The 15,066-nt window shown below is 56.6% G+C and carries 12 protein-coding genes; 9 read left to right on the plus strand and 3 right to left on the minus strand.

The window, feature by feature from the left end; translation table 11 throughout:
* Positions 1 to 4 precede the first annotated feature (4 nt).
* The 9 genes from GO988_RS14260 to GO988_RS14300 all read left to right on the plus strand — a co-directional run bounded on the left by GO988_RS14260 (position 5) and on the right by GO988_RS14300 (position 10,409).
* Positions 5 to 619 (plus strand): FMN-binding negative transcriptional regulator, encoded by a 615-nt coding sequence (locus GO988_RS14260; protein ID WP_157566577.1) that lies wholly within the window; start codon positions 5 to 7, stop codon positions 617 to 619.
* Positions 620 to 1,273: 654 nt separating this feature from the next.
* Positions 1,274 to 2,380 (plus strand): acyltransferase family protein, encoded by a 1,107-nt coding sequence (locus GO988_RS14265; RefSeq protein ID WP_157566579.1) that lies wholly within the window; start codon positions 1,274 to 1,276, stop codon positions 2,378 to 2,380.
* Between the two features lie 1,004 nt (positions 2,381 to 3,384).
* Positions 3,385 to 4,299 carry a YitT family protein gene (locus GO988_RS14270; RefSeq protein ID WP_157566581.1) on the plus strand — a complete coding sequence of 305 codons (915 nt, stop codon included), beginning with the start codon at positions 3,385 to 3,387 and terminating at the stop codon, positions 4,297 to 4,299.
* 64 nt (positions 4,300 to 4,363) lie between these two features.
* Positions 4,364 to 5,803, plus strand: coding sequence for a cyclic nucleotide-binding domain-containing protein (locus GO988_RS14275; protein WP_157566582.1), 1,440 nt, complete (start codon positions 4,364 to 4,366; stop codon positions 5,801 to 5,803).
* Between the two features lie 513 nt (positions 5,804 to 6,316).
* Positions 6,317 to 6,994 carry a response regulator transcription factor gene (locus GO988_RS14280; protein WP_157566584.1) on the plus strand — a complete coding sequence of 226 codons (678 nt, stop codon included), beginning with the start codon at positions 6,317 to 6,319 and terminating at the stop codon, positions 6,992 to 6,994.
* 26 nt (positions 6,995 to 7,020) lie between these two features.
* Complete coding sequence (locus tag GO988_RS14285) at positions 7,021 to 8,352, plus strand: sensor histidine kinase (RefSeq protein WP_157566586.1); 1,332 nt, start codon at positions 7,021 to 7,023, stop codon at positions 8,350 to 8,352.
* Between the two features lie 311 nt (positions 8,353 to 8,663).
* On the plus strand, positions 8,664 to 8,900 hold the full coding sequence (locus tag GO988_RS14290; RefSeq protein WP_157566588.1) for a hypothetical protein: 237 nt from the start codon (positions 8,664 to 8,666) through the stop codon (positions 8,898 to 8,900).
* Positions 8,901 to 8,925: 25 nt separating this feature from the next.
* A complete protein-coding gene (locus tag GO988_RS14295) occupies positions 8,926 to 9,954 on the plus strand; it encodes a YncE family protein (protein ID WP_157566590.1) in 1,029 nt (342 codons plus the stop codon).
* A gap of 38 nt (positions 9,955 to 9,992) precedes the next feature.
* Positions 9,993 to 10,409, plus strand: a complete 417-nt coding sequence (locus GO988_RS14300; protein ID WP_157566593.1) for an EamA family transporter — start codon at positions 9,993 to 9,995, stop codon at positions 10,407 to 10,409.
* Positions 10,410 to 11,210: 801 nt separating this feature from the next.
* Here the strand turns inward: GO988_RS14300 and GO988_RS14305 are convergent.
* Genes GO988_RS14305 through GO988_RS14315 form a run of 3 tightly spaced genes read right to left on the minus strand, consistent with a single transcriptional unit; the run spans position 11,211 to position 15,066 of the window.
* Positions 11,211 to 12,419 (minus strand): glycoside hydrolase family 130 protein, encoded by a 1,209-nt coding sequence (locus GO988_RS14305; RefSeq protein WP_232341521.1) that lies wholly within the window; start codon positions 12,417 to 12,419, stop codon positions 11,211 to 11,213.
* 44 nt (positions 12,420 to 12,463) lie between these two features.
* Positions 12,464 to 13,534, minus strand: a complete 1,071-nt coding sequence (locus GO988_RS14310; protein ID WP_157566595.1) for a LamG domain-containing protein — start codon at positions 13,532 to 13,534, stop codon at positions 12,464 to 12,466.
* A gap of 35 nt (positions 13,535 to 13,569) precedes the next feature.
* A complete protein-coding gene (locus tag GO988_RS14315) occupies positions 13,570 to 15,066 on the minus strand; it encodes a RagB/SusD family nutrient uptake outer membrane protein (protein WP_157566597.1) in 1,497 nt (498 codons plus the stop codon).

The raw sequence follows: 15,066 nt of genomic DNA on the forward strand, positions 1-15,066 counted from the left end.
GCTTATGTATACGCCGCCCGCCTTCCGCTTCGCGGACCAGCCCGAGCAGGTCGCCTTCATGCAGCGCTACAGTTTTGCTACCCTCGTCACGGTTAGTGGGGGGCAGCCCGTTGCCACTCATTTGCCCGTTGTGGTGTCAGTGCAGGGCGGCGAGGTTCGCTTGCTTTCGCACCTAGCCAAAGCCAATCCGCAGTGGCGGGACCTGGCCAACCAAGTGGCGCTGGTCATTTTCAGCGCCCCGCACGCCTACATCTCGCCCACTCACTACGACCAGGAGCGCAGCGTGCCGACCTGGAACTACGTGGCCGTGCACGCCTACGGCCGCGCCCAGGTGGTGACGGAGGAGGCACGCACCTTCGAAATTCTAGAAGCCACCATCGCTTGCTTTGAGGCGGCCTATCAGCCGCAGTGGGAGCGTCTGCCGGCCGAGTACAAAACCAAGATGGCGGCGGGCATTGTCGCTTTTGAGCTGGTAGTCACTGACCTGCAAGCCCAAAAGAAGCTGAGCCAGAACAAAACGGCGGCGGAGCGAGCGCGCATTCAGGCATCGCTTGCGGGCAGCCCGCAGCCTGCCGAGCAGGACCTCGCCGCTTATATGGGTTCTTTGCCTAGCGCATAATGCCACAGAAATCAGTGTGCCGGGTGCGTAGCCTATGCATTCTAACGGGGGGTAGCTAGTCATTTTGCGCCGTTTTAGGCCAAAGCCCAGCTTTATGCTAAGTGCTGGAACCAGGATTCCTGCGGACTTTAAGAGCCCATGAAGGACTAGCAGGCTGCTTAAGGCAAGGTAGCCAAGGCGGCATGGGAGTCCACAAGAGCTTGGAAGTTCATGGCCGAGTACTAGCCTGTCTTGACGGGCCGTGGCCCCTAGTGAGAGATGTAATACCTTTTAGGCAGGCCTGGGCCACGCCTGCAGTTCACTTGCGACAGCGGAGTAGAAACAAGGTATGAATCTACCGAGGATAACGAGCGAAATAAAGTCCGCAAACTCATTTGCCAGGGCGAGATAACCAACTGACACCGCTTCTGCTGAAGCTAAAGTAGCGAACATACTTTACCGAAACCTTAATAGGTACCTTTACACCTTAAATTACTTTAACGAGACCCGAAAGCTGGGCTGGCAAAACAAATCCATTTTATTCATAACCTAAATTTTCACAAGCAACACCGGCAATTCTCTACTGAGGATTGCTATAGCACCCCGACGCTTCTGATATATCCATTGCTTCGGTTTAGCTAGAAACACTATTATAAAACCCTGAGAATACATTAAATGACTATTAAAGAACGTAGTGCCATTAGTGAGACAACTATTCTTGTTACTCCTACGCTAACAGAAACTGCCGTGTCCAGGCGCGGGCATGTGAGCTCATTAGATTTTTTAAGGGGATTCGCTGCACTAAGTGTTATGCTTTACCACTTTTCTGGGGGCCCCCCAATGCTCAATCATGTAACGGGTGGAACATTAGCAAAATTTTATTCGCCTGTATTGCGTGATTTGTTTTCATGGGGCAATATGGGGGTAGAAGTGTTTTTTGTTATTTCTGGCTTTGTAATACCTTATAGCCTTTGGGAAACAAATTACCAAGTAAAGCATTTTGCAAATTACATGGGTAAGCGTATACTGCGCATTTGCCCGCCTGCTTATTTCGCTATGCTGCTGCTGTTAATTCAAGGGTATGTTATCAGCCGATTCATCCACCATAACAACCCACCATACCATAGTCCATCATTAGAATTGATTCTTCGTAATATTTTATTTCTATATACTGGTAGCGGAGATTTGCGTTGGTTTAATAGTGTCAATTGGACATTAGCTATCGAATTTCAGTTTTATGTTTTGGTTGGTATATTATTCAAGTCGGTATTTAAAAACAGCAAGTTTGGTCTCTTTGTGTTAGCGTTTATGCTGTTAAGCTTGCCCAATTTTATCCCTGGCTTTCCATCTTATCTCTATTTTCATTATAGTTCACTTTTTGCCATTGGCGGTACGGCCTTGCTTTATTATAAAAATCGGGTTTCAGCTGTGCCATTCGCACTAACGCTCGCTTTGTTTTTTATTCTAACATGGCTGACAGTAGGTCCCTTAGCTGCTGCTTTTGGTGTAGGTACAGCAGGAATTATTATTTTCTCTAAACTAAAACATCGATTGTTTACCTTCTTAGGTAAAATTTCTTTTTCATTATACCTTACGCACATTATGGTCGGTTCGGTCACTGAGTTTTTATTAGTAAAGATATTTCTTCCTCAAACAGCTGCCCAGCATGTTTTTGGTATCTTATGCATTACAGTGATTGCTTGCGGATTTGCTTTCGTTTTTTATCACCTGGTCGAGCAACCAACGTTGCGCGTAGTAAAAAAAATTAAATCCACGCATTAAACGCATTAGCACCTGAAGTGACGTCAAGCACTAATGCGTTCAATGCGTGGATTTAAATAGCTATAATGTCAGCGAATTCAAGGGTATTGGTAAGTAAGAAACTTGCAAATGCCCTTGCTGGGTTTATTTGCGGAATTCTCATTTTAGGGCCAGCTTATTATTTCTACTTTTTACTATAAGTCAATCGAAGAAAACAGGCCGCGTTTACTGCATATAAAGAGCTTAACGAATTAAATTCTTGCCTATTTTGATAATGCATTTTGCTGTGGATGCTAAGGCTTGAGGTGTGCTCGCGGGGCAGTGAGGCTGCCATAACAATCAATTGTCAATAATTATCTAGGGAGAAGAAGCTACTTACATTGACTAAATTACAAGCGTTGGCACTGCTAGTTTATTAGACCCTGCAAAGATTTTATATACAATAACTTACTATTGCTTAAACTGTCTCGCCTAGCTAGATTGCCGCAATTATTCACGCTATACTTAAGTGAATTTATACTCGCTATCAGTCAGAAGCGCGTAAGGCAGGCGAGAAGGGGTAGGGCTTACGCTGCGCTAGGATATACTGAAGCTGGCGCGGGTCGCAGGAGCCGCCGCGTTAGGCTATGGCTTGGCGCGTCAAAATGAAGACCGCCATGAACGCATGAACTCCTTGGTGTGGATTTTAATGGAATACTTAGGGTGCTCAGCCCAAGGTGTTGCTGAAATAACTGCGCTCAGATTACGTAAGCTGGGGGCTACTTTGGCTAGAACCTCGGGGTAGGGTTTTTAAACAAGTGGTTGGGTTCCGCGCTCACCTGCTTGTGCGGGCCGCGGCGGTAGTAGTCAGCTGCAAAGCGGCCTTCTTACGTGCACCTTGGTCAACGGCCCCGGCAGCAGTTTGCCAGTACTTCGAAAGCAGACCAGCTCACCAGATTTATACTATTTCTGCTTACTTGAAGGCGTGGGGTGTTTTTGTTAGACGTTTGAATTTCATATATTTATGCAGACTTTATGCTCTTTGTATGACAGTATCTGCTTTTCCGACCGCAGCGGGCGTGCCACGCCACGCCGCCCGGCGCGGCATATGGCCGAGGCTACTGCCTGGCGGATTGTTATTGCTGGGCGTGTTTTCGGCCGCGCTGGGTTTAAAAGGCTTTCTGTTGCCTAATAGCTTCATCGATGGTGGCGTGACCGGCATCGCGTTGATGGCCAGCCAGCTTACGGGCCTGCCGTTGTCGCTGCTGATTCTGCTGATTAATATTCCGTTTATAGTCCTAGGCTTTTATCAGCTTGGGCGCAGGTTTGCCCTCAAAACGCTGCTTACCATTCTGGCCCTAGCCGGGGCCTTGCTGGTGGTTTCCTTTCCCCCGCTCACGCACGACAAGCTGTTGATTGCCGTATTTGGGGGCTTCTTTCTGGGCGCGGGGTCGGGGCTGGCGATGCGTGGGGGTAGCGTGCTGGATGGCACCGAGATTCTGGCCGTCTACTTGACGCACAAGCTGCCCGCCTCTGTGGGGGATATTGTGCTAATTATCAACGTGCTAATCTTTGGGGTGGCAGCGTGGCTGCTGTCGGTAGAAACAGCGCTGTATTCCATTTTGGCTTACCTGGCGGCGGCCAAAACGGTAGATTTCATTCTGGTTGGCATCGAAGAATACACGGGCCTCACCATCATTTCCCACCATAGCACTGAAATCCGGCGGACCATAACCGAGAAGCTGCATCGCGGGGCTACCGTGTATGAATGCACGCAGGGCTTCGGGTCGCATGGCAAGCGGCACCTAAAAATGGAAGCCGTGTTCACCATTATTACCCGCTTGGAAGTAGTGGAGCTGACGGAGGAAATTCAAAAAATTGACCCTCAAGCCTTTGTCTTTATGCAAAGCATCAGCGATATAAAGGGCGGGCTCGTGAAGAAGCGCGCCTTGCACCAGTAAGGACAGCTACCGCCAGCGCATCTCCCTACCCCGGCCGAGAACCTGCTATAAGCCAACGTCTCGCATGGAAAAATGGCATTCGCTTACTGCATCATACCAATGGCTTTGCACCAAACTAAAGTGGGTGCTGGGCTTGCGCTACCCCCTGCCGAGCACAACGAACGCAGAGGAAGTACCCAGCCGCGCGCTGCTAACCCAATTATTAACCGGCCGGGGCGGGCGAGCAGCGTGGGAGCCGGCCGCCGACGAGCTAGTGCGCTTCGGGCCAGCCAGCTTGGCGCTGGTGCAGGAAGCGCTGACGAAGGAACTGGATAAGCCACACCTATATCGCTTAGCGCAGGTAGGGGCCCGCCTTGCTACCCCCGCCGCCCGGCAGCAGCTGGTGGCAATGGCCCAAGGGACTAGCTTGCCAGCGCGGGCAGCTGCCTTGCGGGCCCTGAGCAGTTTTGCATCGGTACCCGCCGATGCTCCCTTGTTTCACCGGCTTTTGGAGGAGGAAATGCAGTTGGCGCAAGCCCTGTTGCACGGCATGGCGACGGCCGATGCCGAGCTGCAAGCGGCACTGCACTATGAGCTGGGCCAGGGCCGGCAGCGCCTGCTTGGGTTGTTGTTACAGGTATACGAACGGCCGCCGCTCGTAGCCGCGCTGCGCAACGTCAAGCACTTAGCCGGCGAACGGCAAGCCAGCGCCCTAGCGCCCCTGCACAACCTGATTCCTGCCCCGTTCTACCGGGGGCTCTTGGCGCTGCTAGACACCGGCCAGCTGCCCGATAAGCTGCAAGCATTTGACAGTTTGCTCGGCCCGCTCACGGCGGCCGAGCCTATCCAAACCCTCTTGGTGCGGTGCGGGGTAGCGGCGTTTTCTGCCTGGACTGTTGGCGTCGCACTCCGGCAGTGGCGTCCGCAGCCCGATACGGTGGCGCACCTTTATCCGCACCTGTTCTCGGCCGACCCCCTGATTCGGGAAAGTGCCTACGCCGTGTGGCAGCGGCTACCCGTGCAGCGGCCAGCGGCCTACGACACGCTCCTTGCGCAGTACCCAGCCCTTGCTTCCTTGTCGATAAATGATTCAGGGTCAGAATCCTGTATTTCGGTGCAAGCGCGCGTGCGGATGCTGAAAGGCACTACTTTGTTTGCAGAAACGCCCGAAAACGTCCTCGCGGCTATTGTGCCGATTATGCAGGAAGTAACCTTTGAGGCGGCGGCAGAAATCTTCCACAAAGGCACCCTGGGGGCGTCGTTATTCATTGTTTGCCAGGGCGCGGTGACTGTTTTCGACGGAGCGCGTTCCCTGGCAACCTTCGGCCCTGGCGATTTTTTTGGGGAACTCGCGCTGCTGGACGCCGAGCCCCGGTCGGCTACCGCCGTGGCACAAGGGCCAGTGCGGGCCTTTCGGCTCGACCAAGCTGATTTTTACGATGTACTGGAAGAGCGCGGCGAAGTGTTGCGCACCATTCTTCGGGTGCTCTGCCGGCGCTTGCGGCGCCAAAACGAGCAGTTGTAAGCGGAGTTGAAGACAGCACTGTAAATGTATTTACAGTAAGAACCCAGCTACTACTGCCACTGCCACCACAGGCAAACCAGAGGCAAGCGGCGCGCACAAAAAGCATCCCTTCTCTCACCTATTGCAACGCGAGCGGCGTCAGGCAGCCTACCGGCTCTTTATTGTCATCGGCCACAGCCAGTGGGGGCCTTGGCAATCTCAAGCATAACAGCCTAGTGCCCGGCGCGGGCGATACCTGGCTGGTCGCCCTCAGCCCCAATAAACTGCCCACTGCTACAGGTGCAAATCGGTAGGGTACAGGGCGGTTTAGCTTAATGGGAGGGGGTAGGGTAAACTAAGCCATTCATAAACCATGCATTAGCGGCTAAGTATGGAGAATTCTTTTGAGCTGTAGGGGTGTGATTAAGCACTACAGCTACCAATTGCTAGAATTACTCCAGAAATTGCCAGAATTGCTCCAGAATTGGGAGCGTGCTTTGTGCTAACAGCCAAAACACCTGTAGCTCATTGCTTATGAAATTGCTCCTTGTCGAAGACGAAGCTGCCCTGCGCAAAACGGTGGTCGACGCGCTCTGCCAGAACGGCTACGTAGTAGAAGTGGCCGTCAGTTTTGCGCAAGCATACGAGAAAATCAAGCTCTACCGGTACGACTGCGTACTGGTGGATTTGACCCTGCCCGATGGCGATGGCCTCGACCTAGTGCGGGCCCTGAAGGCCGACTGTTCGCCCGCCGGGGTGCTGGTGCTAACCGCCCGCAACGGCCTCGACGACCGCATTAAGGGTCTCGACTTAGGGGCCGACGATTATTTGGTAAAGCCGTTCCACCTCTCCGAACTGAATGCCCGCTTGCGGGCCATTATTCGGCGGCGGCAGTTTCAGGGGCAGCACCACATCGTGTTTCGCGACCTGCTGGTGTGGCCCGAACTCAATGAGGTGCTGGTGCGCGGCCAGCCCTTAGCCCTGACCCGCAAGGAGTACGACCTACTGCTGTATTTGCTGGCTAACCCCGGCCGGGTACTCACGAAGGAAGCTATTGCCGAGCACCTCTGCGGCGACCAAGTTGACGCGGCCGACTCGCTGGATTTCATTTATACCCACCTCAAAAACCTGCGCAAAAAGTTACAGGAGCGCGGTGCTGATAACTATATCCGCACCCTCTACGGGGTGGGCTACAAGCTCAGCGCAGAATAACGGAGTAACCCATTACTCCATCTTTTATGAAGCTACTAGCAGCCACCACTCGCTACTATGTGCCGCTGATGGCCGGGCTGTTTGCCCTAACCAGCGGCCTGCTGCTGCTGCGCCTGAACTGGGCCCTTCGCCATGAGGCCGACGAGCAGCTCTACAATGAGCAGCTGTACGTGCAGCAGCTGGTGGCGCGCGAGCAGCGCCTGCCGCCTACCCTGTTTGCCTACCAGCTGAGCCGCAGTAGTAGCCCGCGGCCCACGGGCTTTAGTGATACGCTACTGCTCGACCCGGTAGAGCAGGAACTGGTGCCGCATCGCCAGCTTACGTTTCGGCTATTGCCTGTGGCCGCAGGCCAACCGGCCGAGTGGATTACCCTGCGCAAGTCGCTGGTCGAAACCCACGACTTGCTGCGGGTAGTACTGGGCGTGATGCTGGGGGCGCTAGTGGTGCTGGTGTTTGGCGTAATTGGCCTGAACCGTTGGCTGGCTCGGCGGTTGTGGGGACCGTTTCAGCACACGCTGGCCCGGCTGCGGGCCTACGACTTGCATCTGCACCAGCCGCTAGACCTGCCTGCCCCGGCCATTGCAGAATTTGCGGAGCTTAATCAGGCGCTCAATCAGCTGAGTGAGCGCTTGGTAGCCGACTACGAAAACCTGCGCGAATTCACCGAAAACGCGGCCCACGAAACCCAGACGCCGCTGGCCATTATGCAGGCCAAAATGGAGCAATTGCTGCAAGCCCCCTCGTTGACGGAAGACGAAGCGACGATGACCTTGCTGGGCGAACTACTCCAGGCTACCCAGCGTCTCTCGCGCCTGCACCAAGCCCTGACGCTGCTGAGCCGCCTCGAAAACCACCAGTTTGCCCCCGCCCAGTTGATGCCCGTCAGTCTCGACCAGGTGCTGCGCGACCGCGTGGCCGTGCTCGAACCCCTGCTCGAAGCTCGCGCCCTGCACTTGAATGTGGACATCGCGCCGGACCTGCCTACCCGCGCCATGCACCCTGGCCTGGCCGACTCACTGGTGCACAACCTGCTGCAAAATGCTATCAAGCATAATTATCCCGGTGGACACATTGCCGTAGCCTTAGGCCCCACGGCGTTCGAAGTCAGCAATACTGGCCCCGCCATTGAGGGAGAGCCGACACGCTTTTTTGAGCGGTTTCGCAAGCATAATGCGGCCTCCGACTCGCCTGGCTTGGGCCTGAGTATCGTGCAGCACATCTGCGCTTTTTATGGCTTTCGAGTGCGCTACGACTACGATGCCAACCCGGTCCGCCACACCTTGCGCGTCGAATTCAATCAGCGGTCCGGTGGGGTAGGGGCTCCGGCTTTGGAGCAAGCGGCAAGTCACAGGCAATAGGCGCAGCAGTGGCGTACGTAGACTTATTGGTTGAGGGACCGATGAGGTTGCTGCGGCAATCAAAGTGTAAGTATCGATTCGGCGCCAGCGTGCACAGGGTCCCTCTAGAATTGGCTCCTACTCTTGTCTACCAGTGGCTGGCGAGCGGTCTGTACTTCCCGGCACTAGCTGCTAGCTGGCGTGGCGGAGAGTGGTAACTAAAGGCTGCCACTTTCTGATGATAGACCTACGCACGTCTCTTACTTCTCTGCTGTGGTTAGGCCCACCACCAGCTGCGTTGGCTGCCACTACCCATCATTGTCTGGCCCAGTGTGGCTGGCCGTGCGTGCGTTGGCGGCATTGCGATTGCCTTTGTGCTCATCCGGCCCTTCGGGGCCGCATTCGGTACTTTACTCACCAAGCCCGTGGCCAAAAACGGTCTGGGCTTCGGCACCCAGGGCTTGTCACTCATTTTGCTCTGCTTGGTAGTTGGGGCTCGTTATCCACTTATCTACGCTGCCCTGCGGCTTCTGCCGACCGAGCTGACTTCGGTCAAAGCGCCTACCTAAGCCCTTAGATTCTCCTCCTTAAACCATGAAAAATTTGCTTTTGGCCACGTCGCTGGCTCTACTTGGTGCGGTTCCTATCGCCCAGGCCCAAACGGCCGCCGCGCCCTACCATCTGCTCCGCACTATTCCCATCGGGGGCGAAGGAGGTTGGGATTTCTTAACCGTGGACCCGGCCGGCGAGCGCCTCTACGTGGCGCACGGCACCCAAACTGAAGTCATTGACCTCAAAACTCACAAAGTCATCGGCGCAATTCCTAACACGCCTGCTGCGCACGGCATCGCTGTAGTGCCCAGCGCCAACCGGGGCTACGTCAGCTGCGGGCGTAATAATTTCTGCGTCATCTTCGATTTGAAAACGCTCAAAAACCTCGGCACCATTGCTACCGGTCCCAAGCCCGATGCCCTGTTCTACGACGCATTCTCTAAACGTGTATTTGCCTTCAGCAACGACGGCGGCAAGAGCAGCGTGCTCGACCCGGCCACCGGCCAAGTAGTGGGCACCGCCGAGCTGGGCGGCGATGTAGAAGTGCCCGCTACCGATGGTAAAGGCCATATTTTCGTCAATATCGAAGACAAAAGCGAAGTCATCGAATTCGATGCCAAAACGCTGGCCGTACGGCATCGCTACGCGCTAGCTCCCGGGGCCGAGCCTACCGGCCTGGCTTTCGATGCCAAAAACAACCGCCTCTTCAGCGCCTGCGCCAACGAAAAGCTGGTCGTCACCGATAGCAAAACCGGCAAACAGGTGGCCGTGCTGCCCATCGGCAGTGGAGTGGATGGGGCCGCTTTCGACTCGGCTACCGGCAACATCGTGACCACAAATGGCGGCGATGGCACGCTCACCGTCATCCACCAGGATACTCCCGACAAGTACACGGTGGTCGCCACCATTCCTACCGCTAAGGGCGCCCGCACTGTGGCCAAAGACCCCCAAAACCACCTGTATACCTGCACCGCCGACCTGGGCCCTACCCCGGCCGCCACCACCGAGAACCCAAAGCCGCGGCCTAGCATTGTGCCTGGCACGTTCCGGGTGCTAGAGTTTGGTAAATAGCGCAGGGAGTATCTAATTGCTTTTTACTATTCGTTCCTATGTGGTGGTTCTATGCTTTGCTCTCGGCCGTGTTTGCTGCCCTTACCGCCATCTTGGCCAAAATTGGCATCCAAGGCGTTGATTCTACCTTGGCCACGGCCATCCGCATGGTCGTTATCCTACTGCTGGCTTGGGGCATCGCCTACTTTCAGGGCGGAGTGGAGAAAATTCACTTGCTTACTCGTACCAACCTCATTTTCCTGGGTTTGTCGGGCGTGGCTACGGGCTTGTCGTGGCTATTTTATTTCCGCGCCTTGCAGCTGGGCAAAGTCTCGCAGGTGGCGCCGGTCGATAAGCTCAGCGTGGCCATTGCCCTAGTGCTCTCCGTTGTGTTCTTAGGCGAAAAGCTAACTTGGCATGTGGGCGTGGGCGCGCTGCTCATCATCAGCGGCACCTTCGTCCTGATTTGGGGCTGAGCAAGCGGTGCCGGCTGGGGGTAGCAAGTAGCTACTATAGCTAGCCGGTGGGTAGCGTTGCCTGGAGCTCAATACAAACGGGGCATTGCGCTCGCTCTTCGCCCGGGCGGGCTAGGTAATACTGCCAGTGCCCCCGCTTCTTCACCCACTGGCCAACCGCACACTCTGTGCGAAAATGGTAGGGGTAGCGCTCGGGTTCCGGGGCACGAGCCCTGATGCCCGTAACGTGGTTGACATGGCGAAAAAATGGGCGAGTCTGCGGCATCTTAACTTTTGGCTGTGGCTGCCCGGCCCGGCTTAGGGCCTAATCAAGAGGCAAGTGCCAGGGCCAACTCAGCAGAATAAATAGCGTGTTTGGTTACCAAACTAGCGGGCAATTCTGGCGCTAGTCTGTAGCCGGCACCCACTACCATGAGGCCGTCTGCTTCGTGGTAGCCTGCCAGTGCATCACTATTATCAACACTTCTTTGTGAGCTGTAAAACGCAAAAGCCGCCTCCCAATTTGAGAAGCGGCTTTTGTCGATTAATAAACCTGATACGCATCAGCTATACCGCCTAGCGTATTGAAAAGTAGCGTCTAGTACTTTGTGCCCGGCCTGCCAAGGCCCCGCTTACGAGCACAGTAGGGGGTAGGCCGTAGGAGTGTGTCAAAGCTGAGGTAGGCAGCCATGCGGAGCAAGGTAGGGGGTAGGCCGACCGGGGTGGCAAGGCAGACCGGCATGCTCAGGTAATTTTTCAGCCGCCTCTTTTCTCCTAGCTCTCAGCCCGCTGCTTTTAGGAAAGAAGTCCGGACATTCTAAATTACTCAGGCCGCGAGGCGACGGCAATCTTCGAATCGGCGGTGCCGTAGTAGAGGAACCACTTAGACTTAAAGCGGGCCAAGCCTTCCAAGAATACTACTTGGTTGACCTGGCCGGTGGTTTCGTAGGGCTTCTCGGGGTGCATAAAGTAGGTGTCGGTACGCTGAAGCAGCTTGGTCGGGTCGTCTTTGTCGAAGAGCGCCTGAGCCGCCGAGTACGTACCTTCGGGCAGGTTTTTGTCGCCAAACGAGGGCACGTTGCGGCTGTTATAAATCAGGCGAATGCCCTGGTCGGTGAGCATGGCCGGCGGCCCCGATTCTACTAAGTCGCTGTCGAACTTGCCGGCGCGGGTAGGCAAGATGATTTTGAGCGTGGGCATGGTCAGGGCCTGGGCGCGCAACGGCACGGGGGGCTCCTCGCTAGGGGCCATTTCCACGGGCGTCCAGTGAATGAGGTCGTCGGAGGTGGCCAGCCAAATTTGGGCATCGCCCCAGTACATCCAGTACTTGCCCTTGATTTTGGTGGCTACGATGCGGCCATCGGGCTCGTAGCGCGACACGATGGAGCCCGATTTGGTCCACTTATCCAGGTACTTGCCCCCGGCCGCCTGGGCGAAAACGTTGCCGTACTTCGTCCAGTGGTGCAGGTCGGGCGAGGAGGCCACGTGCAGGCGCGCCAGCTGGCCGTCGTAAGCCGTGTAAGTCATGTAGTAGGTGTGGTCGTCGCTTTCCACTACCCGTGGGTCTTCGGTGCCGCCGGGCCACTCATACTTCTTCTGGTCGTCGTTGGCGGGGTAAAGCACGGGCTCCGGCTCGCGCTGAAAATGAATGCCATCGGTGCTGCTGGCCAGCCCAATGCGCGAGGCTTTGCCGAAAGTGGTGATTTTGTTCTCGGCCCGGTACAGCATGTAAATCTTGCCTTCGCGCACCACCACGGCGGGGTTAAAGACATCTTTTTCCTCCCACAGCACAGGCTTGCCCAAGATAGGGTCGTAAAACTTGCCCACCGTGCTAGGCCCCATGATGGGGTTGATACTGTCTAGCTTAGCGAAGTTCAGCAGGGCCCAGTCGGTGCCACCGGCAGTGGCGGCAGCGGGGGGGGCAGTGGCCGAAGTGGCACCGGACTGGCCATTGCAGCCGGCTAGCAGGGCCAGCGCCAGGGTGGCAATAGGGCCAGTGAAAACGGGGGCGTGGCGGGTGGAAATACGCATGCAGGTTCGGGGGGTTGAGGGTGGGACTAGGGTAGGGGAGCGCGCTATTTTTCGATGGTATAGATGGACTGCACTTCGGCATCGGTCAAGACGCGGTTGTAGAGGCGGATTTCGTCCAGCTGGCCTTTAAAATAAGCTGGCCCGTAGTAATCGAAGTAGCCCGTGGCCTGGCCGCCAGTGGGCGTGCTATTATAGATATTCTTGGGCAACTGCTGGCCAATGCACAGCGCCACGGGCTGGGGCACGGTCAGCAGCGGTCCCTTCACGTCGGTGTAGGTTTTGACCAGCGCGCCGTTGATGTAGAATCGCATGTTGCCGTCGGCGTACGACACGGCTACGTGCGTCCACACGTTTACGGGCACAATGCCGGAGTCCGCGTCCTTGTCCGCAATGGCTGAGGTAGTGGAAATGGTGAGGAAGGGCTTGCCAGCCCCTTGCAGCTGGAATTTGTAGCCCGTCCAGCGGTTCAGCGACAGCATATAATTGTCAGAATTGCTATCGAAGCGCTTGCACCACAAGCTCATAGTGAGAGCCTGCGGATTCAGGGCCGCCTTATAGGGCACCTCGATGTAGGCGCCATTGGTAAACTCGTAGGCTTGCCCGGCCTGGCCAAACCGGTCGGCGACCAACACCGGTAAGGTGCCGCCATCGCCGGGCGCCGTACCGGGGCCAATGGGCCCCGAGCTTAGCTTGCCATTGTTGGCGTTGGCCGTGGCGTCGTTGGCGTTGCCGCTAAACTTCCACTGCGCCACCAGGTTAGCTACCGATACTTCCTGAATGAGCGCCGATTTGAAGGCCACCACGGCGCGCCGCAGGTTGGCCGTGGCCGCGTTTACCTGCGCTTGGTTGTAGCTGGCGTCATTTTTCGTGGCCGTCGATAGGTCAAGGGCTGTTTTGAGGGCGGCTTTAGAACCAGGGGCGTAGTTGCCGGGCTTATTGCCCTCCACGGCGGCGTTGTAACCTACCGTGGCAGAATCAATTAGGGCCGTGAGCTTCGCTTTGTCAACGTTGCCCACAGGAGCATTATCGTCGTTTTTAGAGCACGACGAGGCGAAAGTCAGCGCCCCGAGCAGCAGTACGGACAGCACGAGCGCGTAAAATTTCGAGCTTTTCATGGCACAGGGAGTAAGGGGGTGGGAAAGCACGGCGGCTACAAGGCTTTATTGGTATCGCGCTCGCTTTGCGGAATGGGGAAAAACCGGTTGCGGGCGTAGTTGAAATTTGGCCGGTCGGCCAGCGCCTGCTGCGCGTAGGCCTGGCCGTAGCGCCCGATATCGAAAAACCGCTGAAATTCCAGGGCCAGCTCGGCGCGCCGCTCGCGGCGGATGGCGTCGCGCAGCTGGCCTTGGTCGGTCAGGGTTATGTTAGGCAGCAGGCCGGTGGGTACGGTGCCCGCGCCCGGCAAGGTATTATCGTAGAGGTAGCTCTCGCGGGCCCGCTTGCGCACTTGATTCAGCGCCTTCAGGGCGTTGGCGTTGTTGCCAGCTTCGTTAGACGCCTCGGCATCAATCAGCAGCACCTCGGCGTAGCGAATAGCTTGGAAGTTCAGGTTGCCGTCACCCTTGGTCGTGGTCGGTATTTCTGTGAGCGGCTGCAAGTGCTTTTTCGATACGTAGCCCGTGGTGGCCCAAGTCGGGTCGAAGGGCACGCCGAAAAACGACTGCCCCGCGCGCCCCACCGAGTAGTCGAGGCGCGGGTCAACCACGCCCGCCGAGGTGCGCTCGAAGTTGTCGACCAGGCTTTGGGTGGGTAGGAAAAAGCCGTAGCCATTCTGCGGGCGCGGGGCAAACCACTGGTTGAGGTTATTGCCCTGGGTAGGGCTGAGGCCGGTGGTGTGCTGCACCGAGAAAATGGCCTCCGCGTTGTTTTTCGTAGCCGCCCGGAAGTTGTCGGCAAATACTGGCAGCAGGCTGTAGGTGCCCAGCGCCTCCACGGCCTGCGCCGTTTGGGCGGCCTGGGCCCACTTCTGCTCGTAGAGGTAGGTTTTGGCGAGCAGCGCCATGGCGGCGCCCTTGGTGGCACGGCCCACGTCGGTGCCGGTCCAGGTGGGGGGTAGGGCGGCCATTGCGGCCTGGCAATCCAGCTCTACCTGGGCAAAAATCTGAGCTTGGGGCACGGCCGGGCTTTGCAGCTCTTCGGGCGTTTCCACCTTCAGGCGCAGCGGCACGTTGCCATAAATGGCCGCCAGTTGAAAGTAATAGTAGGCCCGCAGAAACTGCGCCTGCCCCACCACCTGCTGCCGCACCGTGGCGCTCACGCTGGTATTGCTGGCGGGTAGGCCGTCGAGCACCACGTTGCACTTAAATATGCCGTCGTAATTGCGCCGCCACTGGGCTTCCACGGCCGCGTTGATGGGCGTAATGTTAAAGATATCAATGTTTTCGAAGTCGGCCTGGTCGCCGGGGTTACTGCCCTTCACGGCGTCGTCGGAGGCCACATCGCCGAGCACCCACAGCACGTTCGAGCCGCCATCGCGGAACGAGAGCGGCACGTAGGCCGCGTTCACGGCCAGAATAGCGTTGGTGTCGGAAGTAAAAAACTGGCTGGATTCGTACTGCCCCAGCACGGGCTGGTCCAGGAATTTTTTGCAGCCAACCGTGGTAACTAGCAAAGCCCCCAGCAGGAGGGCGGTGGGTGGGATTTTCAT

It is taken from the genome of Hymenobacter ginkgonis (assembly GCF_009755225.1).
In the GTDB taxonomy this organism is placed as follows: Bacteria; Bacteroidota; Bacteroidia; order Cytophagales; family Hymenobacteraceae; genus Hymenobacter; species Hymenobacter ginkgonis.